The sequence below is a fragment of the Ruegeria sp. HKCCA5763 genome (assembly GCF_013034545.1).
Taxonomy (GTDB): Bacteria; Pseudomonadota; Alphaproteobacteria; order Rhodobacterales; family Rhodobacteraceae; genus Ruegeria.
This window is the reverse complement of sequence record NZ_WQGF01000006.1, coordinates 252,138-272,605: the sequence shown is the minus strand read 5'-3', so window position 1 is coordinate 272,605 and position 20,468 is coordinate 252,138. Positions and strand designations below refer to the sequence as shown.

The following is a 20,468-nucleotide window of genomic DNA, read 5'->3' as shown; positions in this document are numbered from 1 at the left end:
TTGCCTTTAGCTATCAAACCATCGCGAAATAGAGTCTCCAGTTCGCTTAGAGTCGCAAGCCGCTTGTCATGTGAGAAAGCCGCACCAACGAGAACAATCAATTCTTCTGTCGTCCGACCTCGCGGAAAAGCCCGAACCGTCTTCAAAACCAGTGACATGCTTCAGGCCTTCTACCAAGCTGGAGTCCTTCGGACAACCGAGACAGGATGTTTGAATAGCGTCTGCTGCACTTAATACTCCAACTGACAACGAAAAATTAGTTTCAAAGCCCACCTTTCAAACCAGATAGACATCAATTCTCAATACTTTTCAACCGACTAACGCGCACATTCACCTGAATCCGAATTAACAATCGATCTCCTCAGTTAGATTTGTTGCAGAATGCATCCCTGTGTAGAAGTAACGTCTCCACCGCGACCAAGTCTCTTGCGGCATACTTTGGTAGCCTCCTTGGTTTCTTGCATTTAAGCGACAGCGCTTTAACGGTTTCGACAACTTACTCATGTAACTCGTGAATACACACGGATTGGCAAGCATTTCTCGCGATGTCGCAGAGATGCGCGTGATGAGTCAGGTAGATCACCTGACCGCTTTTGCTCATCTCAGCTAGCAGGCCGAAGGCCTCGGCGGCGCGGTCGTCGTCGAAGCTTTCCATGATGTCATCGGCAATGAACGGCACTGGGCCATTGTTGCGAGCAAACTCGTGGTAGCGATCCCAGGCCTACTTTGCGTCGCGTGCAGCTCCTGCGGCGCCTCTGTGCGCTTAATGAAAACGTATAGCATGACGGCAGTTGGGAATGGTTGAACTGATAAAATTCGACGGATCCCTCTGGAAATATAAAAAGTTTTCGGTGATGTCCTATTTGACGGTTACAAACACGAACTCCGGCAGAACCACCTCCTATGCATCGCGGCGGAGTGTTTGGTGGAAGGCTTAACCTGCGTCTTCTTTTCGTCATGTAAGTATAGCGGCGATTTCTCCGCGTTAAAAATTGGTGTTTGGATGAGGCGCGACAGATTTGGAAACGTAGCCAGCACGTGTCATTCACCGCTACGGTCGAGGTCGGTCCTTTAGCAGACAAGGAAAGCGCCACATAAGACTATTTGCCTTCTCAAAGCCGTGGTGGCACTCACGACCAAGCGTCTCTTCGCAACGATTTCTTGTTGTTGGGGGTAGCGGCATTGCGAGGCTCAACCCGCTCGGATAACTTCAAGCACAGTCACGGCGAGGAACTGACTTGGAGATGAAATCACAGCAAGCGCATAAGTGCTATCAAACAAAAACCTGGTATGACCAGGATACCTATCCCGAAAGACTCAATGCTGCTTTTGTCGGGTTGAAAGGAACTTTGCCCAATTATGTGTTTTGGATAGATAAATACTGCGATGTCGCAGGTGATGCTCCTGTTGTAAAAGGGAGCATACACATTGGAGAATTAGCTTTACGCAACAATCGCACTCCGGGCGAACCCGCGTCAAACTTCACAATTGAAGACCTGTTTGACGCTATTGACGAAATGCTTCGCAGCCGCATAAGACCTTTTGATCTGCTGACAACAGTGAAACTTTGCTCCATCATTTATGGGGACTACCCAATAACATCGGGTGATGTCCGAATTGATGTGGAAATAGACGGTTCATTGGATAGTTACTTAAGTAAAACAAAAGAAGAAAAGCAAAAACAAGCTGCAATATCGGGTTTGGATTTGGATAAGGAATACACAGACCTACTTTTTCGAGACATCAATCTAGCCAGTATTAGGTATATAACCCACGGAGACTACCATCATGGATATGGCCCCACAGACAGCATGAGACTCCACTTGGTTGTGAAAGACGCAAAATTATCAAGCGCCTACGAATTGCAGATTTCATGGAGCATTTTAGGTCAATATAACCAAAATTTGTTGAACTACAGTGAAGGAGATTGGGTCGAGATTAGCCAAACAGAGATGATCTTAATTGAACGTATATTTCCGTATTTCCTTTGCCTTGAAGAAATTAAGAATAATTTCCAAGGTCGAATTTTGTATCCCCGTTACGATGAGTTTGATGAGAAACTATTAGCGAATATGATGCTAGAAGCCTTTCTCCGTTCCCACGAGTTTGCAAAGTCAAAAGAACAAGGCTTTAGTTTGTTTAACAATTATGCCTCAATTTGGTTCCGCCGATCTGACAATAGTCTTGGGTTTGAAATAGATGTGTAATGAAAACTTAGTTGCTTGAATGTGAAAGACCGATTTTGAAAAAATCTTGTTTAGCTCTCAAGTGACTGTTGAAAACGCTAAAATTCAAAATGATCGGTTGAAGGAAGTCGAGCGCAGGTTTGTCGTATCTTTCGCGACGCTGAACCCAAATGGAATATGCTTAGCGGACTTTTGGCGCTCCCTAAAAAACAGTCTACTCCCACCAAGGAATCTCTGGTTCCCCTAGAGCCCTAAGCTTAACATTGACGCGATGCAGAGGGTTGGCATTTTTAAAGTAGAGATTGTTCCGAGCGGTGGGATGGTAATTTCTAACTGGTCGATCGCCCTCTGCTTTTGAGAGACGCAGTTCATCGACAGTTCGTTGAGCATCACCACCCAAGAGCAGAAACACAAGATTGCGATCCTGTCGGTCATTTAGATGCTGCAGAAGATGAGACGCAACAGGTCTCCACAAAGCCATGTGGTATTCTTTGTCCTGCTTGCGCGTGAAGGTCCACGCGGAGTTTATGAACAACACTCCGATAGCCGTAAGCCTATCGAACTTCCGTCTGATGAACGCAGCTCGGCCTTCTGGGTCGTGACAGACGGCGGGCCTATTAGCCCCAGGGCGTAGTTCGGACGCAGATTGTCCAAGCGCGCACAATGCTGGCCGCAGCGCGCGACGATGTATATCTTCGGTCCCGTCTTCGAAGGCGCGTCCTGTCGCGGCGGCGACGTCGGGATAAGGATCCTGGCCCAAGACAATAACTCGAACTCGATCAGGGTCGATTCCGTCGAAAGCTCGACAAATATGAGAATCTGTCGGAGCATTGTTTATCCCTAAATTGCGACGCCTTGGAAAAATCTGGATGTTATCATGGATTTCAACACTTTCTGGTATCGCAGCGAGGTTGATTTCAATGTCTCTGAACACACCTTGCCATGCGACCGGAAGATCAGCCTTCCACCCATCTAGGTGCTCTTCCACCTTGGTTCTCAGCAGCATTTCTACCATCCTCCCTAATTCAACAGTGGCGCTGAAGAGTCGCTGGCACAAGTTGAAACCCTCCCGGCACAGGTGCATCCTACCCGTTCACCGCGCCCAAAGAGATAGGTCCGGGCAAAGACAGACTTACAATATGCGTGGTCGAACAGTTCAACGGGATCGAGGACCATATCAAGCCCGTAAAGGAGATTCCACGAGCCTCACAGAACGCCAGAGAAAAGCCCTGAGCCTGCTTCCGGATAAGACAGGCTGGTTCTGGGTCTCCAACAAGAAGACGGGCATAGAGTGGCCCGTCTTTTTTGATAAAGCCGCGGCCACCAAACCAGACTGCTACGACATACTCTCCGGCCTCCACAAGGAAACCGCATGTGCCTGCAGCCGGATCGCAGATGACATCCTTCGGCGTGGGAGCCATAAGGTTGACCATGAGCTGAATTATGTGGCGGGGTGTTCGGAATTGGCCATTCTGCCCGGCGCTCGCTATCTTGCCGAGCATGTATTCATAGACATCGCCTTTGGTGTCGCGGTCATCCATCGGGATGTCATCGAGCTGCTGAACCACTTTGGCCAGCAAACTCGGGTTCGAGAAGCCAAGCCGCGCATCTTTCATGTGTGTGCCGTAAGATGAGCCTTCCTCGCCCAGCTCACGAAGGAACGGGAACACATGCTCGTCGACGATGCGCATCATCTCTCGCGAATCGAAATTCTTGAAGCGCGACCAGCGGAGGTTCTCGTATGGCTCACCCTTGGGGTCATTCCCGGCTGGAAAGATGCGACGCTCCATCTCGACGTCGAGCATTTCGGCTTTGCTTTCCTCGACAGTGTGCAGATCGTCCAGCCGCTTGATGAACAGTAGGTAAGTGATCTGTTCGATCACCGAGAGCGGATTGGAAACACCTCCCGACCAGAAGGCATTCCAGATTTGATCGACTTGGGAACGGATGGGGCCTGTGAGCATGTTGCAATCGTCTTCTTGTTTTCAGTTGGGCGCAGGTTAGCGAGATCAAAAGTGAATGGTAGGTCGAAATGAGAGTTGCTGCTTCGACCGGGTCCTGAACCTCTATCTTGAGGCAGTCTTCGAAGAAACAAGTGGTTCGCCTGTCATTGGCAGAAAATCGCAAGGGATTGTCCGAAGTTCAGCCAGAAGTGATCATTCCGCATATTTGTTGCGCCTGAATCGGGATTGGAGTTTTGGCTCGAATATAGAAGAATCTTTTGTTTATTTTCAATGATTTGAAAAATATTTGGAAATCCAAAATGCATCCCACGTCGCGAACGCTATAGAGTAAATGATTTTGCCAAAATGAAGGAGCGCACTTTGTCCCCGCCGTATACCCCAAAGACACTCGCAGAGCGCTGGAGCTGCAGTTCTGAAACTGTGCGTCAGCTCTGCAAATCTGGCCAGCTCGAATACTTCAGAGTTCGCCGTCAGTTTCGCATCCCCGCGCACAAAGTAGAGGAATATGAGCAGTGCAGGAATATAGCATCGGTCGACTCAACAACCGCTTCGTCGTTGTCTGGTATGAGGAAGATGGACGCAGACGTAGGTATCGTCTTGACGCGGACACCCTCGAAAGCGCGGAAGCCGAAGCCCGTGATGTCCTGCTCGCCCAAACAGCCGGAAAGGATGAACTGACCGTGGCAGCGATCTGGAATGCTTATAGTGTGACAGTCGAGGGTCGGCCGGCGCACGATAGCATGCGATACACTGGCCGTTCTGTGCTACCTTGGTTTGGCGCCTTTCGCCCGGATCAGATAGGCGTGCAAGACTGTAAAGCCTACACCACCGATCGGCGGCAGGCAGGTATTCAGGACGGCACGATCTGGACACAACTTGGGAAGCTAAGGACCTGTTTGAATTGGGCTGAGAAGACCGGGCTGATTGATAGGGCACCCTACATCGAGCGCCCCAGCAAACCGGCCCCCAAGGAGAGGTATCTGACGCGCCAGGAGATTTCACGGCTCTTGGCAGTCGACTGCGCACCGCACATCAAGCTGGCTACATGGCTGATGCTGTCGACGGCGGCTAGGGTAACGGCTGTGTTAGAACTCACATGGGATCGGGTCGATTTTGAACGTCGTCAGATCAATCTCCGCACTGGCGGCGGACAGAGGAAGGGCAGGGCCATCGTCCCCATGACCGAGAGCCTGTATTCTGCGCTTTTGAATGCCCAGAAGGCCGCATTATCTGAGTATGTCGTGGAATGGGCTGGCGGACCTGTGAAGTCGATCAAGAAAGGCTTCAAGGCGGCCGCAGTCGCGGCGGGCCTGCCTGATGTTTCACCACACGTGCTGCGACACACAGCTGCAGTTCATATGGCGGAGGCAGACATTCCGATGGATGAGATTGCTCAGTTTCTCGGCCATTCAGACTCTCGGATCACCGCGTCCGTCTATGCACGCTATAGCCCCGAGCACCTGCGTAAAGCTGCCAACGCGTTAGAGTTCGACTAATGCTCAGGTTCAACGAACCTCGGATCACTGTCTTGAAAACAACAAAGGCGCCCTCAGGCGCCTTGTTTTATTGGTCGGAGTGAGAGGATTCGAACCTCCGACCCCTGCCTCCCGAAGACAGTACACGGGCGGCTGTTTGTCTGACGCTGACATACGCTGAACGCCTTCTTTACACACACTTCACTGCACAAGAACGTCCATGTTGTCAGGGACTTGAGTGTCGCATGCCGTGCTATGAAGTGCAACACGAGACGTGTTCAGCGGTGCACCTGACATGCACGGCAATCACACGATGTGTTGTGTCAAACACTGTAGGAAGTGCAGCGTGGTGCAGCGGTAGTGCAGCGGCACGTCACACACAGATACGAAAGACCTGGGCAATCAGCGCAAACACTCCCCCGCCAAGTTCCCAAAGACGGGGAGTTGAAGTGCGGTGCTTGTGGGGGTGATGTCGCTCATACCCCTTTTTCACGTTTCAATCTCCTTCGCGATGTCGTTGAGCAATCTTTTGGCAGACTGTCACAAGAAACTGTCTCGAAAACGAAAGCCCGAGAGTACATCGGTGGCCATGTTTCAAACAGTAGGTAAGTGCATCTGCGGAACAAGTCCGAACGCAATACACACACAACCTGATGGAGACGAAACCAGATGATGACAATCGGTGAAGCGTGGTATTTCATCATCGGTGCGTTTGCACTGTGTTACGCGCTCAGCGTGATCGGGGGACTGTTTGCAGTCTGGAGGCAAGATCAGTGGGACAAGCGCACCAAAAAGAGATGGTCTGAAGAGAGCAAACTGCAAAGGAAAGCGGAAGAAGACACGCAACGACAAACATACGTCAACTTGCTGCGACAGCGCAGCCAGTGGCCGGAAGAGCAAAACGAGCGTTGAACAGATCAAGCAAAGGTCCACGTCCACTTGCAACTTTGCTCGACTGTTTCTCAGGTTCCAGCGCGTGTGCATGCCCATCTTTTGTTGTTTCAACCCGCACACGCGACAGGATTGAAAGCTGCGGCACTCTCTCGGAAACCTTTTGAAATACCAATCCGTAGTCAGGAGATGGGGATCACAACGGTTACAGTGGCGTTGTATCACTTGAACTGCACGCATGCGGTCTTTGACCCACTTTGGCTGTGGTTGCGCAGTAGGGACATCGAGATTGTGTAAGATGACAGGGCGCAAGCGCGAGGGGTTTGGTTTCTGGCACGCGTTTCGCGCGCACACTTCAGTTCTTACAACATGTATGACAGTTTGCTTGGGTTCTTGAACGAGAGATCGGCAACACGCACGCACAGTGTCGGAACTGTGTACCTGCACTCGTCTGGCATCAGGTCGTCTCCGTCAGGCTCGAAAGTGCCGCCAGGGTTCCAACTCCCAAGCGGTTTGCAGTCTGCAAAGTCAAACGGGTTCACCATCGCCTGCACCGCAGCAAGGAAGCGAACATGTTTGTGCGATGGCAACGCGTGCACAAGTCGGAGCGCGATGTCATCCGTCCATGATGAACTGCGTTCGCGTCGGCGATCAAAGACAGGGTCAAACATCACTTCGCCGTTGATGCGCTTCACGCTTCCGTCTTCGTTGAGTTTTGCCTTTGGTCGATACCCAAGGACCGTCATGCGTGTCGCTGTGCATGCAGCATCAAGCAGCGTGTTGACCTGTACGTTTGCCTGATCTGGCTTCTCCGAACTTGAACAGTTCCCCAGAGAGCCTCCCCCTGTATCTGAGGAAGTGTTCAAGTTTGGAAGGCTGTTCTTGTCTTTCTCGCACTGAGTGTCGTCACTCTTGTCTTGTTGGCCGATCATACTGACAGAGTGGCCCTCTGAGTTTGTTTGGCCATCAGTCATCTCATGTCACCTCCCTCTTTTGGTTTCTGTCGAGCCTCTCAGTTCGTAAACGCATCTTCGCCCCGCTGTCGCGTCCGTTGGCTCTCCGTCTCGGCTTCGCCGTGACCTGCTCTGTCTTTGCCGCTGAGTTGATGTATCGAAGCGCACCTTGCACCGTTTGTTCGGCGTAGCGAACACGCGCCTCACCCACTCTTGATCTGATCTTCTCAGAGTAAGCCAGCAGTGCCGCAGTGACCTCTTCTGGAGCCGCGCCGCTTGAAAGCAGAAAGGTAGCCATGTGAGCGTCAGCCTTACTCGTGTCATCGGGAAAAAGTGCAAGTGCCTCGCCAAACATCGCTTGCATGAGCGCATCGTCAGTGATCGCTGCAAAGTCGATGTCCGATGCACCGCTGCATGCTCTCTCCGATGCTTGTGTCTTTGTCAGAGCGGCCCTCTCACGCGCTTCTGCCAACAGGCGCGAGTTGAAACGAAGGCGCGGTGTGTGATGACGATCTTGGTGCAACAGAACGAGCGGTGGCGTTCCATCTTCCAGCGCTCGGCTGGGTTTCGGGTTGCGTGTTGTCGGAACTCTGCCGTGTTGTGTTGGTTTGGCGCTACCACGATCACCTGCGTACTGTTCGGCCAAGATACGGCAAGCCGCAGCGTGCACATCAAGCGTATGGTTGCGACCGGAAAGAGTGACCCATGCTTGGAAGTTGTCAGGGCTGGTTTCCACAACTGCGCTCGGTCTGACACCATCACACGCCATCAGGTGCAGTGCATCGGCGCTGATGTCGTCAACGAGTACATGGGTCAGTGGGCCATCAGGACGGAAAAACACGTGGTGCCTTTGTGCCGACATCGCCGCGAACCAATCGGCTGATTTGATGAAACTCTTGGGTGTGTACTGACGCCAAGCCACGACTTTGCCGCCAAGGGAGATGATGCGTATGTCGAACGTGTCACAGGGCAGCGCATCAACCAGTTTGTGAAGCCAGATGCGACGTCGATCAGTCATCACGGCCTCCTTGGTTCGCGGTGGGCACAAGGCTGTCTTCCTGAGCGACCTTTGATCCAGACCCCTCGGCAAAGCGAAGCGCCGCCCCTGTCATCTGATGACTTTCAAGCCGCTTTGCTTGATCTCGGGTAGCCGATCGGGTCTCACTACGATCGTTCTGACGCCGCAGTGCTCTCAGCCAGGTATCGACCTCACACTGGTCGAACTGCACTCGACCTCGAAGCCGATACCAAGGAGGACAAGCCGCAGTTTCGCCGTTCCGACGATCCATCATCATGCGGCTCAGAGTTCGGAGTGAGACCCCGATGCGATCTGCGGTTTCTTGCTTGCTGATCGGTGGCAAGTTGGCGGCTCCGATGTCTGGTGATTTGGTGCCGCCTGCGCAACGCCACTCCGACAGAGTGATGGCACGTTGCGGTCTTTGGTCAGGACTTCTGGGACAGTCTCCCAGTATGTCCGAAGGTGGCACGAACTGGCCCAGAGATCAAGCCCAAAGATACCACATCTTGTGTTCATGCGGCGATCATGCGCTGTATGACACAACATGCAGTGCATGTACTCGCGCTACATGTCACTCAACAGCATGTAACTTGGCGACGATGTCCGACGCTCGCAGCCTTGCGTATCTTTCAAGAAGCACGCCCGCGTCGCGATGCCCGGTAAGTACTTGCACTTCGGCCACTGACCACCCTTCCAGCAGCTTGTCTGTTGCGGCTTGCGCGCGTAAGTCATGCAGCCTGATGTCTTCGACACCGGCACGCGCACGCAGCCTCTGCCATGCCAGTCGCACGGCGTTCTCAGTGATGGGCAACACTCTGTCATCAGCGCGCGGCAACGTGGTCAACACCTGAACAGCCATCGGGCTGAGCGGCACAAACCGCGCATGTCCGTTCTTGGTCATCGACAGCAACGCGACCCGTTGTTGCAGGTCAACGTCACACCAGCGCATCGACAGCAGTTCGCCGCGTCGGCAAGCCGTCTCACGTGCCAACACGATCAGAGGCAGCATCAACGCGTTCTTGCAGTGCCCCGCCGCATCAAGAAGCCGTTGCCACTCATCGTCTGTCAGCCGTCTTTCGCGGCGGGCACTGATGCGTGGCCGCTTCACGTGGCGCACTGGGTTGGCATCGTCGTCGTCAAGCTGATGGTCGATGGATGTCTGCATCAACGACAACTCACGCACCACAGTGGATGGCTTGGCTTCTTGTACACGTCGGTCGCGCCACGCTGCGACATCGGCAGCAGTGAGCGCGTCGATGCGCAAAGTTGCCAACTTCGTACGAGCAAGCGCGTGCAGCCGCCATCGTTCGCTCGGTGTCTTGTCTGCCAACTGGTGCAGTGCGTCTGACAGTGAAACAGTCGTCGGCTTGGGCTTGCACAACTCGCCACGTTCTGCGCGTATCTCCGCATCGCGTGCCCACATCACTGCATCGGCTCGCTTCGTGAACGTCTTGCTTGCTGACCGGCCTGCACGTCGCACCGTCGCCTGCCACTTGCCACTTGGTCGCTTGTTGATCGTCGCCATCTCGCATCTCTCCTTGTGCGAAGATGGACGTCTTGCGCCGTGTTTACGTGCTTGGTGCAGCGGTAGTGCAGCGATCAGACAACTGACATGGTGCCAGTGCGTGCAACTGCATCCAGATGTGTCAACAACATCAAGCAGTTGATTTGGTCGGAGTGAGAGGATTCGAACCTCCGACCCCTGCCTCCCGAAGACAGTGCTCTACCAGGCTGAGCTACACTCCGACCGTGGCGGGTGATCTATACCCGGCGGTTCCGATGCGCAAGAGGATTTTGGGGCTTGGACGTGGGAAATCGTTGGCGGAACAGGGCACGGCAATTTGATAATCGGAGTCAGCCGAGTGGATCCGTTTTGTACAGGCGAATTTTTGTGCCGCCATGGTCGACCACCGGGCCTGGCGCCAATAGTGGAAGACGGGTTGACCTAGCCAAGGAAGCAGAACTGGTCACTATTCCAACTCTCCATCCCTGAAACCGGCTCATCAGGGCTTTGCCCAGTGCACCATAGACTGAACGCAGGCGCTTTTCATCCCCGATACGTGCTCCATAGGGCGGGTTAACAATAACCAGGCCTTCGGGGCCTTCGGGGGGGTTAATGTCGCTGACGGATCGCAGTTGAAAGCGCGTCACATGGCTGACCTGCGCCCGATTGGCGTTTGCGGTTGCCGCTTCGACAGCACCCGCGTTCCTGTCCGAACCGCAAAAGGTCATTGCACTTTCTCTTTTGGAATTGCTTTCGCGCATCGACTGCCACTGATCGCAATCAAAGCCTGCCAGGTCCTCGAACGCGAAGCGGCGCGATCGGCCGGGCAGTAGTCCGAGTGCAATTTCGGCAGCCTCAATGACAAAGGTGCCCGACCCGCACATTGGGTCAAGTACAGGCTCTTCCCCTGTAAACCCACATTCTCGTAAGAACATAGCGGCCATCGTTTCTCGCATTGGGGCTTTGGCGATTGCTTCCTTATGTCCGCGCTTATGTAAAAGCTCGCCCGAACTATCGACCGACAAAGTGCAAATGTCTTTCTCGATGCGCAGCAAGACCCTAAGACCAGCCTCGGATGAAATCGGAGCGCCTAACGTCTCAGAGATCGCGCGCTCAACCCTTTGCCGGGCGGCCCCTGCGTGGTAAATCCGGGATTTACGGCTGGTTGCCTCTACCTTTACCGGAATGTCGGAACGCAAGAACGCGCCCCAGGGAAATTTGCGGGCGCGTTTGTCCAGCTGAGCCAGATGCACCGCTGGGAAGCTACCCAGACGCACAAGAACCTTGTTTGCGCCCCTTAAGGTCAAATTGGCGCGCCAGACTTCTGACCAGGACCCGCGACACGTCACACCACCGCGAACCGCTTTTGCACCGGCGAATCCGTGCGCCTGCACCTCAGTGCATAGTGGTGCTTCCAGGCCGGGTGTTGCGATCAAAAAAATGTCGAGGTCTGCGTTTTTTTCCATTCGAGTTGCTTACACCGGAAGTACAGCGGGTGCGACACGCTTTTTTTGCGGCTGAAATGTTTCAGTTTGCCGGGGAAATAGCGGGAATGTGTAGTCCCAAGATAACTTTTGGCGGTAACAGGTTTGCGTTTAGAGGCATCCCCGCGTAAAGGGTCCATGATCGGAATAACGCCAGCGGATTCTGGACACATTTTGACGCTTTTGCGACGAATGGTAAGAATTTCCGCGGTATTGCATGACCCCGAAAGGGCGTCGACAATGCAGGCGCAGCAAAAAAGGCTTGGAAGAACGTAGCAACATGCAAACTTTCAAACTGAAAAAAGGGTTGGATCTGCCGGTTGAAGGCGCTCCTGACCAGACCATCCATCCGGGGCCGGAGTACAAGACTGTCGGTGTGTTGGGGGATGACTATATCGGCCTTAAGCCAAAGATGTTGGTACAGGAAGGCGACTCGGTGCAGCGGGGGGCTCCGTTGTTCTGTCATAAAGATGCGCCAGATGCGATGATGGTTGCGCCTGTCAGCGGTAAGGTTGTCGCCATCAACCGCGGTGCCCGTCGTGTTCTGCAAAGCGTCGTGATCGAAGTGTCGGACGCAAATGACACAGGAGTGGATTTCTCTGGCGTCGGCGATGCGGATACGGCTGAGGGCGTGTCTGCCAAACTGTGCGCTGCTGGTTTGTGGACCGCGTTTCGCACACGGCCTTATTCGAAAATGCCTGAACCGGGCAGCGCACCGGCTGCGATTTTTGTCACCGCTATGGACAGTGATCCGTTGGCGGCAGATGCGGCGGCTGTTATTCAAGAAGCATCCGACGCGTTCACTGCCGGTCTGAGTGCCATCAGCAAGCTGACAGAGGGTGCGACGTACCTATGCCAAAAAGAGGGTGACGCGATCCCCGGCGCAGACTTGAACGGCGTGGAAACCGCAGCATTCTCTGGGCCCCACCCTTCGGGTCTGGCGGGAACCCATATTCATTTTCTTGAACCCCTTACGGGCGACAAGCAGGTCTGGACCATTGGCTATCAGGACGTCATTGCCATTGGCCGACTTTTGCTGACTGGTCATCTTGATCCGAACATCGTGGTCGCTCTGTCTGGTCCTGGAGCACGTCAGCCACGTCTGGTCCGTACCGTTATGGGCGCATCCACGGATGATCTTACCCGTGACGAGGTGAATGTCGACGGAACACCTCGGATCATTTCCGGCTCGATCCTGTCAGGTCAGCACGCAGATGGCCCGACGGCCTATTTGGGTCGTTTCGCACGTCAGATCAGCATTATCCGAGAGGATCACGACCAAATTCCGATGGGTTGGATTCGCCCAATGCCGTCGAAATATTCGGTCCAGCCGGTTTTGGGATCGGCATTCGCCAAAAAACTGTATGCCTTCACGTCCAACCTGAATGGTGGGCGTCGTGCGATGGTGCCGACCGGAGTGTTCGAAGAGTTGATGCCGCAGGATTACCTGCCCACACAGCTACTGCGCGCCTTGTTGGTGATGGATACCGACACCGCCCAAGCCTTGGGCGCATTGGAGCTGGACGAAGAGGATCTGGGTCTTGTGGGCTTTGCCTGTCCGGCAAAATATGAATACGGGCTGGCGCTGCGCGACTGCCTGACCAAGATTGAAAAGGAGGGCTGATCCAAATGGGTTTGCGCAGCTTCTTCGATCGGATCGAGCCGAACTTTACCAAGGGCGGCAAGTACGAAAAGTATTTCCCCATCTACGAGATGGTCGAAAGCTTTATCTACACTCCGAAAACTGTGACCACCGTTGCCCCTCATGCACGGTCTTACGTGGATATGAAGCGGATCATGACTTATGTCGTGATCGCAACGATCCCCTGTATTCTGTGGGGGATGTACAATACCGGCTACCAAGCCAATTCGGCTATTGCCACGCTTGGGCCTGACTCGGCCACTGGTTGGCGTATTGCCATTCTGCAGACATTTGGCATCTCGCTGAACCCGGAAAGCATTTTTGCCAACGTCATGCACGGGCTGATGTATTTCCTGCCGATCTACATCGTCACGCTGGTGGCTGGCGGCATTTTCGAGGTTATCTTCGCAACTGTGCGCGGGCATGAGGTGAACGAGGGTTTCCTCGTTACATCAATGCTCTACACGCTGATAATGCCTGCAACCACGCCGCTATGGCAGGTCGCATTGGGTATCATCTTCGGGGTCGTGATCGGTAAAGAAGTGTTTGGTGGAACAGGCAAGAACTTCCTCAACCCGGCACTAGTTGGACGCGCCTTCCTTTACTTCGCCTATCCCGCACAGATGTCAGGAGATGCGGTTTGGACCCCGGTTGACGGATTCTCGGGCGCAACTGCACTGGCGGTCTCGGCTGCGGACGGCGTTCAGGCTCTGGCCGCTGAAGGCATCACCTGGTCAAGCGCGTTCTTCGGACAGATTCAGGGCAGCTTTGGTGAGACATCGACGCTGGCGTGTATGATCGGTCTGGCCTTCCTGCTGACGACAAAGATCGCCAATTACCGCCTGATTGTAGGCTGTCTGGCCGGAACAATCGGCTTTACCCTGCTGCTGAACCTCATCGGATCGGACACGAACCCGATGTTCGCGATGCCTTGGTACTGGCACATCGTACTGGGCGGTTATGCCTTTGGTCTGGCCTTTATGGTGACCGAACCGGTTTCGGCCAGCCATACCAACGTAGGTCGCTATATCTATGGCGCGCTGATCGGTGTCATGGTTGTGATGATCCGCGTGATCAATCCGGCTTTCCCCGAAGGTATGATGCTGGCAATTCTGTTCGGAAACGTCTTTGCACCGCTGATCGACTATTTCGTTGTTCAGGCCAACATTAAACGGAGGGCGCGTCGCCATGTCTGATACGCAATCCCCTGACAACAACGACGCTCCAAAGGGCGCACTGGCCAAGTTTCTGGCAGCTTCGCCAGATTCGGTTGGCAAGACGATCTTCATCGCCGTTGCCGTTTGTCTTGTCGCCTCGATGGTTGTCTCTGCAGCCGCTGTTAGCCTGCGCCCGGTGCAGGAAACCAACCGCCTGAAGGACAAACAGGTCAACGTTCTGCAAGTTGCGGGCGTTTTTGAACCCGGCATCGATGTGACCGAAGCCTTTGCCGCCTTTGAGCCGCATGTGCTGGAACTGTCCACCGGCGACTTCGTCGATGATCAGTTCGACCCGGCCACCTTCGACGACATCGCCGCCGCCAGCGACCCTGAGCTGAGCGTTGCGCTGGACGATGACCCCGCTGGTATTGGTCGCAAGTCGAAATACCGCGTGATCTATCTGCTGCGTGACGACGCAGGCGATCTGGACAAGGTGATCCTGCCGCTGCACGGCTATGGTTTGTGGTCTACGCTCTACGGCTTTATCGCTTTGGAAAACAACGGCAACGATATCTACGGTCTGCAATTCTATCAGCACGGTGAAACCCCTGGCCTTGGGGCCGAAGTGGACAACCCACGTTGGAAAGCGCTGTGGAACGGCAAGAAGCTGCGTGATGATGCGGGTGATCTGCAAATCACCGTTGCCAAGTCCCAGCCTGCTGCCGGACCGGAATTTTATATCGATGCTCTGGCAGGGGCGACACTGACCTCAGTTGGTGTCGATAACCTGGTGAAATTCTGGATGGGCGACGCGGGCTATGCTCCGTTCCTGGCCAAGCTGCAAGCAGGAGAGTTCTAATGTCTCAGACCAAGAAAGAGATGCTGGTCGACCCGCTTGTCGACAACAACCCGATCACCTTGCAGGTGCTGGGCATCTGTTCGGCACTGGCGGTGACCTCGTCGCTGCAGGTGTCGATGGTGATGGCGCTGGCGGTTATTTTCGTGACCTCGTTCTCGTCCTTCTTCATCTCGTGCCTGCGCAACCAGATTCCCGGCTCGATCCGGATCATCGTGCAGATGGTAATCATCGCCTCGCTGGTGATCCTGGTTGACCAGATCCTCAAGGCCTACGCGTTCGAGATCTCGAAAACCCTGTCGGTCTTCGTCGGTCTGATCATCACCAACTGTATTGTGATGGGCCGCGCCGAGGCGTTTGCGATGAAGAACCCTCCGGTCGCGTCCTTCATCGACGGGATGGGCAATGGGATGGGCTATGGCCTGATCCTGCTGTTGGTTGGCTTCATTCGTGAGTTGTTCGGTGCCGGGTCGCTGTTCGGCGTTACCATACTGGAGACCGTCAACAACGGTGGCTGGTACGTGCCCAACGGCATGTTGCTACTGCCACCGTCGGCGTTCTTCATCATCGGTCTGATCATCTGGGCGTTCCGCACATGGAAGCCGAACCAGGTGGAAGAGCGTGAATACAAAATTCAGCAGGTAGAGGCCCACTGATGGAAGGTCTGATCTCACTGGCCGTAAAGGCCATCTTTGTCGAAAACCTTGCGCTCAGCTTCTTCTTGGGGATGTGTACCTTCATCGCCGTTTCGAAGAAAATCTCGACTGCGCTGGGTCTGGGTATTTCTGTCATGGTCGTGCAGGCCATCACCGTTCCCGCCAACAACCTGCTGCTGAACTATCTGCTGAAGCCGGGTGCGCTGGCGTGGGCTGGTTTCCCGGATGTGGACCTGACCTTCCTTGGCCTGATCTCGTATATCGGCGTGATTGCGGCGATGGTTCAAATCCTTGAGATGGTTTTGGATAAGTACTTCCCGCCGCTTTACAACGCGCTGGGGATCTTCCTGCCGCTGATCACCGTGAACTGCGCCATCCTGGGCGGCTCGCTGTTCATGGTGGAACGTGACTACAACTTTGCCGAGGCCGCAACCTATGGCCTGTCTTCGGGCTTTGGTTGGGCGTTGGCGATCACTGCGATGGCGGGTGTTCGCGAAAAGCTGAAATATTCGGACATTCCCGACGGCCTACAGGGTCTGGGCATCACCTTCATCACCGCAGGATTGATGGCCATGGCCTTCATGTCCTTCTCGGGCGTGAAACTGTAAGGAGGCGTCAATGGAAACCTTTACCCTAGGCGTAGCTCTTTTCACCGTCATCGTTCTGGCACTGGTGGCCGTCATCATGGCCGCCCGGTCCAAGCTGGTGTCGACCGGCAACGTGAACATCACCATCAACGGCGAGAAAACCATTTCCGTACCCGCAGGCGGCAAATTGCTGCAAACGCTGGCGGCCGAGAAGCTTTTTGTTCCTTCGGCTTGCGGCGGCGGTGGCACCTGCGCGCAATGTCGGGTGCGCGTGCATTCGGGTGGTGGGTCGATCCTGCCCACTGAGGAAAGCCATATCACCAAACGCGAAGCCTCGTGCGGTGACCGACTGTCCTGTCAGGTGGCCGTGAAACAGGATATGGACATCGAAGTCCCGGAAGAGGTCTTCGGCGTCAAGAAATGGGAATGTACCGTTCGTTCGAACGAAAACGTTGCAACCTTTATCAAAGCACTGACCCTAGACTTGCCGGAAGGCGAGGATGTGAACTTCCGCGCCGGTGGCTACATCCAGATCGAGGCCCCCGCACACCAGTTGAAATACACCGATTTCGATGTGGAAGAGGAATACCGCGAGGATTGGGATCGCTTCAATCTGTGGCAGTATGAGTCGGTTGTCGCGGAACCGATCGAACGGGCCTATTCGATGGCCAACTACCCGGATGAAAAAGGCATGATCATGCTGAACGTCCGTGTGGCTTCGCCGCCTCCGGGCTCGGAAGGCATCCCGCCGGGTCAGATGTCATCCTACATCTTCAACCTGAAACCGGGTGACAAGGTTACAATCTCGGGTCCGTTTGGCGAGTTCTTCGCGCGTGAGACCCAAAAAGAGATGGTGTTCATCGGTGGTGGTGCCGGCATGGCCCCCATGCGAAGCCACATCTTCGACCAACTCAAGCGCCTTGAAAACCGCGATCGCAAGATCAGCTTCTGGTATGGCGCGCGGTCGAAGAAAGAGATGTTCTTTGTCGAGGATTTCGACCAACTGGCCGAAGAGTTCGACAATTTCGAATGGCATGTCGCGCTTTCGGATGCGCAGCCCGAGGATGACTGGAAAGGCTATACCGGATTCATCCATAACGTCCTGTTCGAAGAATACCTCAAGAACCATCCCGCGCCAGAAGACTGCGAGTTCTACATGTGTGGTCCGCCCATCATGAACCAGTCGGTCATCAACATGCTGCTGGATCTGGGCGTGGATCGTGAAGACATCATGCTGGACGATTTCGGCGGTTAATAATAGAAAAACCGGCGCAGCCAGCGCCGGTTTTTTCATTCAACTTTTAGCCAACGCTATTTTCCGTAGTAATCCCGATACCAGGAAACGAACTGGGCTATGCCATCTTTCAGGTCCGTCTGTGGACGGTAATTGGTCAACCGCTGCAACAGGCGGTTGTCAGCCCATGTCGCATGAACGTCGCCCATCTGCATCGGCATAAAGTTCTTGATGGCCGTCTGTCCAACCGCCTCTTCGATGGCTTCGATGAAGTCCATCAGACGCACTTTGTCGCCATTTCCGATATTGACGATGCGATAGGGCGCAACCGTTGAAAGGCTATCGCCATCCTCGATGTCTTCACGGCTGGCAGGCCGGACCGGGGGTACATCGATCAGCAATCTGATCCCGCGCACCAAATCTTCAACATGGGTGAAGTCCCGATACATGTCTCCGTGATTGTAAATGTCAATCGGACGGCCTTCGAGAATGGCGGCCACAAACTTGAAATAGGCCAGGTCGGGCCGACCCCAGGTGCCATAGACCGTAAAAAACCGAAACATCGTGGTCGGCAGATTCCACAGATGCGCATAGGAATGCCCCATCGCCTCATTCGCCTTTTTGGTGGCAGAGTAGATGGTCAATTGCGTGTCCGCTTTTTCCGTTTCGGTAAACGGCATCTCTTCGTTGGCACCATAGATGGACGAGGTCGAAGCCATCAACAGATGTCCGACCTCATGCTGGCGCGCGATTTCCATCACGTTGAACGTGCCAACGACATTAGATTCGATATAGCTGCGGGGGTATTCGAGGCTGTGCCGAACACCGGCTTGGGCCGCCAAGTGGACGATGACATCGGGATGGAATTCCTCCGCCACCTGCACCAGCCGGTCATAGTTTTCCAATCGATCCTCGGTCGCGGTAAAGCCTGGGGTTTGTAGCAGGATCTGATGCCTACGCTGTTTAAGCGTCACATCGTAATAGTCGGTCATCCCGTCATAGCCATGCACCTGAAACCCTTCTGAAAGAAGCAGCTTGGCCAGATGGAACCCGATGAACCCCGCAGAGCCCGTAATCAAAACCCGTTTCATAAAACCCTCAGAACGCACCACGAAATCACCGTTGACCGAAAGACTTTGTTTCGCGCCTGAGATCAACGTTTTTCGACCACTTTGAAGGTCATATCGGACAACACGAGGGTGTTGGTCAACACTTTGCCGGTTCAATCAGATGTTCATTGCCGCCATTTGCTCGGAAGGGTAGGGATCAGGGCGCATGGTTACGAAATGGATCAAATCACGGTTCAACCGTTCGGCGCGTCCAGCGACCGAAACAGTGTCTTGCGACATCTCCCCCGGCACGCGCGTGACAGCGGTGGGTGATATTCATGGCCGCCTGGATCTGCTGCACGCGCTTTTGCCTCGTCTAGACGATCAAGATCCATTGGTTTTTGTTGGCGACTATATCGATCGTGGTCCGAACAGTGCTCATGTTTTGCGCCATTTGCTTTATCTGAGCCAAGCGTCAGGTGGACGAGTTCATTGCCTTCTTGGCAACCACGAAGAGATGCTGTTGCGTTTTGTAGATGCCCCAGAGGAATACGCCCCGATTTGGTTTCGAAATGGAGGCGTACAAACGCTTGCCTCATTCGGCCTCAAGCTGACCCCAGACAAAGAAGACACTCAGCAAGCGAAAGAATTGGCAGATGGCCTGCGTCAAGCGATGGGTCAAACTCTGCTTAACTGGCTGTCCGACCGACCGCTGACCTGGACCAGTGGAAACGCTACATTTGTTCACGCAGCGTTGGACCCACGCCAATCGCTCGAAGCCCAGGATCGCCAGATTTGTCTTTGGGGACATCCAATGTTCCCAAGACTGCCGCGCAGCGACGGGCAATGGGTGGTGCACGGCCACACAATCGTAGATCACCCCCGTGTCAGAAATAGGGTATTGTCAATTGACACGGGCGCTTTTGCCTCGGGCCGACTCACGGCAGCTGAAATTCAGGACGGCAGTATCAGGTTCCTTTCGACTGGCTGACCTTAGCCGACGATCATCTGCTTCATGCGCAAGGCTTCATATTCCAGTTCTTTCAGGCGGAAATGAACGACGTCTCCGATAGTGATAACGCCACACAATTTGCCGTCACGCAGCACGGGCATATGACGAAAACGACCTTCGGTCATGGTCTTCAGAACATCGTTCAGCAGATCGTCGGTTGTACAGGTCTTAACCTCTTTGGTCATCAGATCTTCGACGGATTGAGGTAAGGTCTGTCCGGGTGTGTCCGCCATACGCCGCACGATGTCGCGCTCTGACAGAATGCCTTGCAACGCACCGTTCTGATCCGTCACCAAGACGGCACCGATCCGCTTTTCCTTGAGAATGTTGACGACAGAATGAATCGTCTCGTTGGGGCGGACGGAAAACACATCGCCCCCTTTGCCCTCAAGCAGTTTGGACACTGCTGTCTTTGACTGCGCAAGATTGGACCCGGTCGTTTGGCTGTACGTTGTCTTTTCCTCTTTGTCACCGCGCATCGGTGCCTGGTACGAGGTTGGGGCCATGGGCAATCTCCTTCTTCGATCTTGCAATATCTTTCCCTTTCACCTTAGCGCAGCTAAATGACCTGTATAGGGTGCAATTGCTCGAATAAGTGGATTCCGTGGTCAGCAAAGGACGATCAGGCTTGTGAGTGAACTCTACCTTACCCCTCCGGTGGCCGCTTTGATATTCTTTGCGGTTGTCGTATGCGGTCACAACTTTCGCATGGCCTGGAAACAACAGGCCCCGGGGTGGCAGAAGCGAGCGTGGCTGTTCGGAGTTCCGGCTGGGGTTGGGCTTTTGGCATTAGGTTTTCT

19 protein-coding genes, 1 tRNA gene and 1 pseudogene are annotated in these 20,468 nt (G+C 54.2%); 11 read left to right on the top strand and 10 right to left on the bottom strand.

Annotated features, from left to right (window positions below; genetic code table 11):
* Positions 1–496: 496 nt before the first annotated feature.
* Positions 497–655, bottom strand: a complete 159-nt coding sequence (locus GOV89_RS12705) for a hypothetical protein (protein ID WP_254451522.1) — start codon at positions 653–655, stop codon at positions 497–499.
* Between the two features lie 589 nt (positions 656–1,244).
* On the opposite strand from GOV89_RS12705, the gene GOV89_RS12700 reads away from it, so the two are divergent.
* Entirely contained in the window at positions 1,245–2,207 is a 963-nt protein-coding gene (locus tag GOV89_RS12700; RefSeq protein WP_217352160.1) for a hypothetical protein, read from the top strand.
* Positions 2,208–2,400: 193 nt separating this feature from the next.
* Here GOV89_RS12700 and GOV89_RS12695 read toward each other — a convergent pair whose 3' ends face one another.
* Complete coding sequence (locus GOV89_RS12695) at positions 2,401–3,192, bottom strand: uracil-DNA glycosylase family protein (RefSeq protein ID WP_171238325.1); 792 nt, start codon at positions 3,190–3,192, stop codon at positions 2,401–2,403.
* Positions 3,193–3,271: 79 nt separating this feature from the next.
* Positions 3,272–4,150, bottom strand: coding sequence for a type I restriction-modification system subunit M N-terminal domain-containing protein (locus GOV89_RS12690; RefSeq protein WP_305848978.1), 879 nt, complete (start codon positions 4,148–4,150; stop codon positions 3,272–3,274).
* A 345-nt stretch (positions 4,151–4,495) separates the two neighbouring features.
* Here GOV89_RS12690 and GOV89_RS23070 point away from each other — a divergent pair.
* The 3 genes and pseudogenes from GOV89_RS23070 to GOV89_RS12680 form a co-directional block, all read left to right on the top strand.
* Positions 4,496–4,645, top strand: a pseudogene (locus tag GOV89_RS23070) (excisionase family DNA-binding protein); the annotation flags it as partial.
* Positions 4,646–4,662: 17 nt separating this feature from the next.
* Positions 4,663–5,646 carry a site-specific integrase gene (locus GOV89_RS12685; RefSeq protein WP_171238324.1) on the top strand — a complete coding sequence of 328 codons (984 nt, stop codon included), beginning with the start codon at positions 4,663–4,665 and terminating at the stop codon, positions 5,644–5,646.
* 648 nt (positions 5,647–6,294) lie between these two features.
* On the top strand, positions 6,295–6,537 hold the full coding sequence (locus tag GOV89_RS12680) for a hypothetical protein (RefSeq protein ID WP_171238323.1): 243 nt from the start codon (positions 6,295–6,297) through the stop codon (positions 6,535–6,537).
* Between the two features lie 341 nt (positions 6,538–6,878).
* On the opposite strand, the gene GOV89_RS12675 is transcribed toward GOV89_RS12680, so the two are convergent.
* The 5 genes from GOV89_RS12675 to GOV89_RS12655 all read right to left on the bottom strand — a co-directional run bounded on the left by GOV89_RS12675 (position 6,879) and on the right by GOV89_RS12655 (position 11,457).
* Positions 6,879–7,490 (bottom strand): hypothetical protein, encoded by a 612-nt coding sequence (locus GOV89_RS12675; protein WP_171238322.1) that lies wholly within the window; start codon positions 7,488–7,490, stop codon positions 6,879–6,881.
* Between the two features lies 1 nt (position 7,491).
* On the bottom strand, positions 7,492–8,487 hold the full coding sequence (locus GOV89_RS12670) for a DNA-primase RepB domain-containing protein (RefSeq protein ID WP_171238321.1): 996 nt from the start codon (positions 8,485–8,487) through the stop codon (positions 7,492–7,494).
* Between the two features lie 571 nt (positions 8,488–9,058).
* Positions 9,059–10,012 carry a site-specific integrase gene (locus GOV89_RS12665; protein WP_171238320.1) on the bottom strand — a complete coding sequence of 318 codons (954 nt, stop codon included), beginning with the start codon at positions 10,010–10,012 and terminating at the stop codon, positions 9,059–9,061.
* A 144-nt stretch (positions 10,013–10,156) separates the two neighbouring features.
* Positions 10,157–10,233: transfer RNA gene (locus tag GOV89_RS12660), tRNA-Pro, on the bottom strand.
* A 108-nt stretch (positions 10,234–10,341) separates the two neighbouring features.
* A complete protein-coding gene (locus GOV89_RS12655) occupies positions 10,342–11,457 on the bottom strand; it encodes a class I SAM-dependent RNA methyltransferase (protein ID WP_171176836.1) in 1,116 nt (371 codons plus the stop codon).
* Between the two features lie 298 nt (positions 11,458–11,755).
* Here GOV89_RS12655 and GOV89_RS12650 point away from each other — a divergent pair, with 298 nt between their 5' ends.
* The 6 genes from GOV89_RS12650 to nqrF are packed head-to-tail and all read left to right on the top strand — an operon-like array spanning position 11,756 to position 17,628.
* On the top strand, positions 11,756–13,099 hold the full coding sequence (locus GOV89_RS12650; RefSeq protein WP_171176838.1) for a Na(+)-translocating NADH-quinone reductase subunit A: 1,344 nt from the start codon (positions 11,756–11,758) through the stop codon (positions 13,097–13,099).
* A 5-nt stretch (positions 13,100–13,104) separates the two neighbouring features.
* Entirely contained in the window at positions 13,105–14,313 is a 1,209-nt protein-coding gene (locus GOV89_RS12645) for an NADH:ubiquinone reductase (Na(+)-transporting) subunit B (RefSeq protein WP_171176840.1), read from the top strand.
* Entirely contained in the window at positions 14,306–15,133 is an 828-nt protein-coding gene (locus GOV89_RS12640; protein ID WP_171176842.1) for a Na(+)-translocating NADH-quinone reductase subunit C, read from the top strand. Before GOV89_RS12645 ends, GOV89_RS12640 begins: the two co-directional genes overlap by 8 nt.
* Positions 15,133–15,786, top strand: coding sequence for an NADH:ubiquinone reductase (Na(+)-transporting) subunit D (locus GOV89_RS12635; protein WP_152460184.1), 654 nt, complete (start codon positions 15,133–15,135; stop codon positions 15,784–15,786). The genes GOV89_RS12640 and GOV89_RS12635 overlap by 1 nt, the downstream gene beginning before the upstream one ends.
* On the top strand, positions 15,786–16,394 hold the full coding sequence (gene nqrE, locus GOV89_RS12630; protein ID WP_050603817.1) for an NADH:ubiquinone reductase (Na(+)-transporting) subunit E: 609 nt from the start codon (positions 15,786–15,788) through the stop codon (positions 16,392–16,394). The genes GOV89_RS12635 and nqrE overlap by 1 nt, the downstream gene beginning before the upstream one ends.
* 10 nt (positions 16,395–16,404) lie before the next feature.
* A complete protein-coding gene (nqrF, locus tag GOV89_RS12625; RefSeq protein ID WP_171176844.1) occupies positions 16,405–17,628 on the top strand; it encodes an NADH:ubiquinone reductase (Na(+)-transporting) subunit F in 1,224 nt (407 codons plus the stop codon).
* A gap of 56 nt (positions 17,629–17,684) precedes the next feature.
* Here nqrF and GOV89_RS12620 read toward each other — a convergent pair whose 3' ends face one another.
* Entirely contained in the window at positions 17,685–18,698 is a 1,014-nt protein-coding gene (locus GOV89_RS12620; protein ID WP_171176846.1) for an NAD-dependent epimerase/dehydratase family protein, read from the bottom strand.
* Positions 18,699–18,882: 184 nt separating this feature from the next.
* On the opposite strand from GOV89_RS12620, the gene GOV89_RS12615 reads away from it, so the two are divergent.
* Positions 18,883–19,647 (top strand): metallophosphoesterase family protein, encoded by a 765-nt coding sequence (locus tag GOV89_RS12615; RefSeq protein ID WP_171176848.1) that lies wholly within the window; start codon positions 18,883–18,885, stop codon positions 19,645–19,647.
* Positions 19,648–19,649: 2 nt separating this feature from the next.
* Here the strand turns inward: GOV89_RS12615 and GOV89_RS12610 are convergent, their stop codons facing one another.
* Entirely contained in the window at positions 19,650–20,174 is a 525-nt protein-coding gene (locus GOV89_RS12610; protein WP_171176851.1) for a CBS domain-containing protein, read from the bottom strand.
* Positions 20,175–20,468: the final 294 nt, after the last annotated feature.

What these genes read in the sequence shown, in the direction of transcription:
- nqrF (WP_171176844.1), top strand. Translation starts at nt 16,405, where the DNA reads ATGGAAACCTTTACCCTAGGCGTAGCTCTTTTCACCGTCATCGTTCTG.
- GOV89_RS12690 (WP_305848978.1), bottom strand. Translation starts at nt 4,150, where the DNA reads ATGCTCACAGGCCCCATCCGTTCCCAAGTCGATCAAATCTGGAATGCC.
- GOV89_RS12650 (WP_171176838.1), top strand. Translation starts at nt 11,756, where the DNA reads ATGCAAACTTTCAAACTGAAAAAAGGGTTGGATCTGCCGGTTGAAGGC.
- nqrE (WP_050603817.1), top strand. Translation starts at nt 15,786, where the DNA reads ATGGAAGGTCTGATCTCACTGGCCGTAAAGGCCATCTTTGTCGAAAAC.
- GOV89_RS12615 (WP_171176848.1), top strand. Translation starts at nt 18,883, where the DNA reads ATGGTTACGAAATGGATCAAATCACGGTTCAACCGTTCGGCGCGTCCA.
- GOV89_RS12675 (WP_171238322.1), bottom strand. Translation starts at nt 7,490, where the DNA reads ATGACTGATGGCCAAACAAACTCAGAGGGCCACTCTGTCAGTATGATC.
- GOV89_RS12635 (WP_152460184.1), top strand. Translation starts at nt 15,133, where the DNA reads ATGTCTCAGACCAAGAAAGAGATGCTGGTCGACCCGCTTGTCGACAAC.
- GOV89_RS12680 (WP_171238323.1), top strand. Translation starts at nt 6,295, where the DNA reads ATGATGACAATCGGTGAAGCGTGGTATTTCATCATCGGTGCGTTTGCA.
- GOV89_RS12670 (WP_171238321.1), bottom strand. Translation starts at nt 8,487, where the DNA reads ATGACTGATCGACGTCGCATCTGGCTTCACAAACTGGTTGATGCGCTG.
- GOV89_RS12610 (WP_171176851.1), bottom strand. Translation starts at nt 20,174, where the DNA reads ATGGCCCCAACCTCGTACCAGGCACCGATGCGCGGTGACAAAGAGGAA.
- GOV89_RS12665 (WP_171238320.1), bottom strand. Translation starts at nt 10,012, where the DNA reads ATGGCGACGATCAACAAGCGACCAAGTGGCAAGTGGCAGGCGACGGTG.
- GOV89_RS12645 (WP_171176840.1), top strand. Translation starts at nt 13,105, where the DNA reads ATGGGTTTGCGCAGCTTCTTCGATCGGATCGAGCCGAACTTTACCAAG.
- GOV89_RS12620 (WP_171176846.1), bottom strand. Translation starts at nt 18,698, where the DNA reads ATGAAACGGGTTTTGATTACGGGCTCTGCGGGGTTCATCGGGTTCCAT.
- GOV89_RS12655 (WP_171176836.1), bottom strand. Translation starts at nt 11,457, where the DNA reads ATGGAAAAAAACGCAGACCTCGACATTTTTTTGATCGCAACACCCGGC.
- GOV89_RS12640 (WP_171176842.1), top strand. Translation starts at nt 14,306, where the DNA reads ATGTCTGATACGCAATCCCCTGACAACAACGACGCTCCAAAGGGCGCA.
- GOV89_RS12695 (WP_171238325.1), bottom strand. Translation starts at nt 3,192, where the DNA reads ATGCTGCTGAGAACCAAGGTGGAAGAGCACCTAGATGGGTGGAAGGCT.
- GOV89_RS12705 (WP_254451522.1), bottom strand. Translation starts at nt 655, where the DNA reads ATGGAAAGCTTCGACGACGACCGCGCCGCCGAGGCCTTCGGCCTGCTA.
- GOV89_RS12700 (WP_217352160.1), top strand. Translation starts at nt 1,245, where the DNA reads ATGAAATCACAGCAAGCGCATAAGTGCTATCAAACAAAAACCTGGTAT.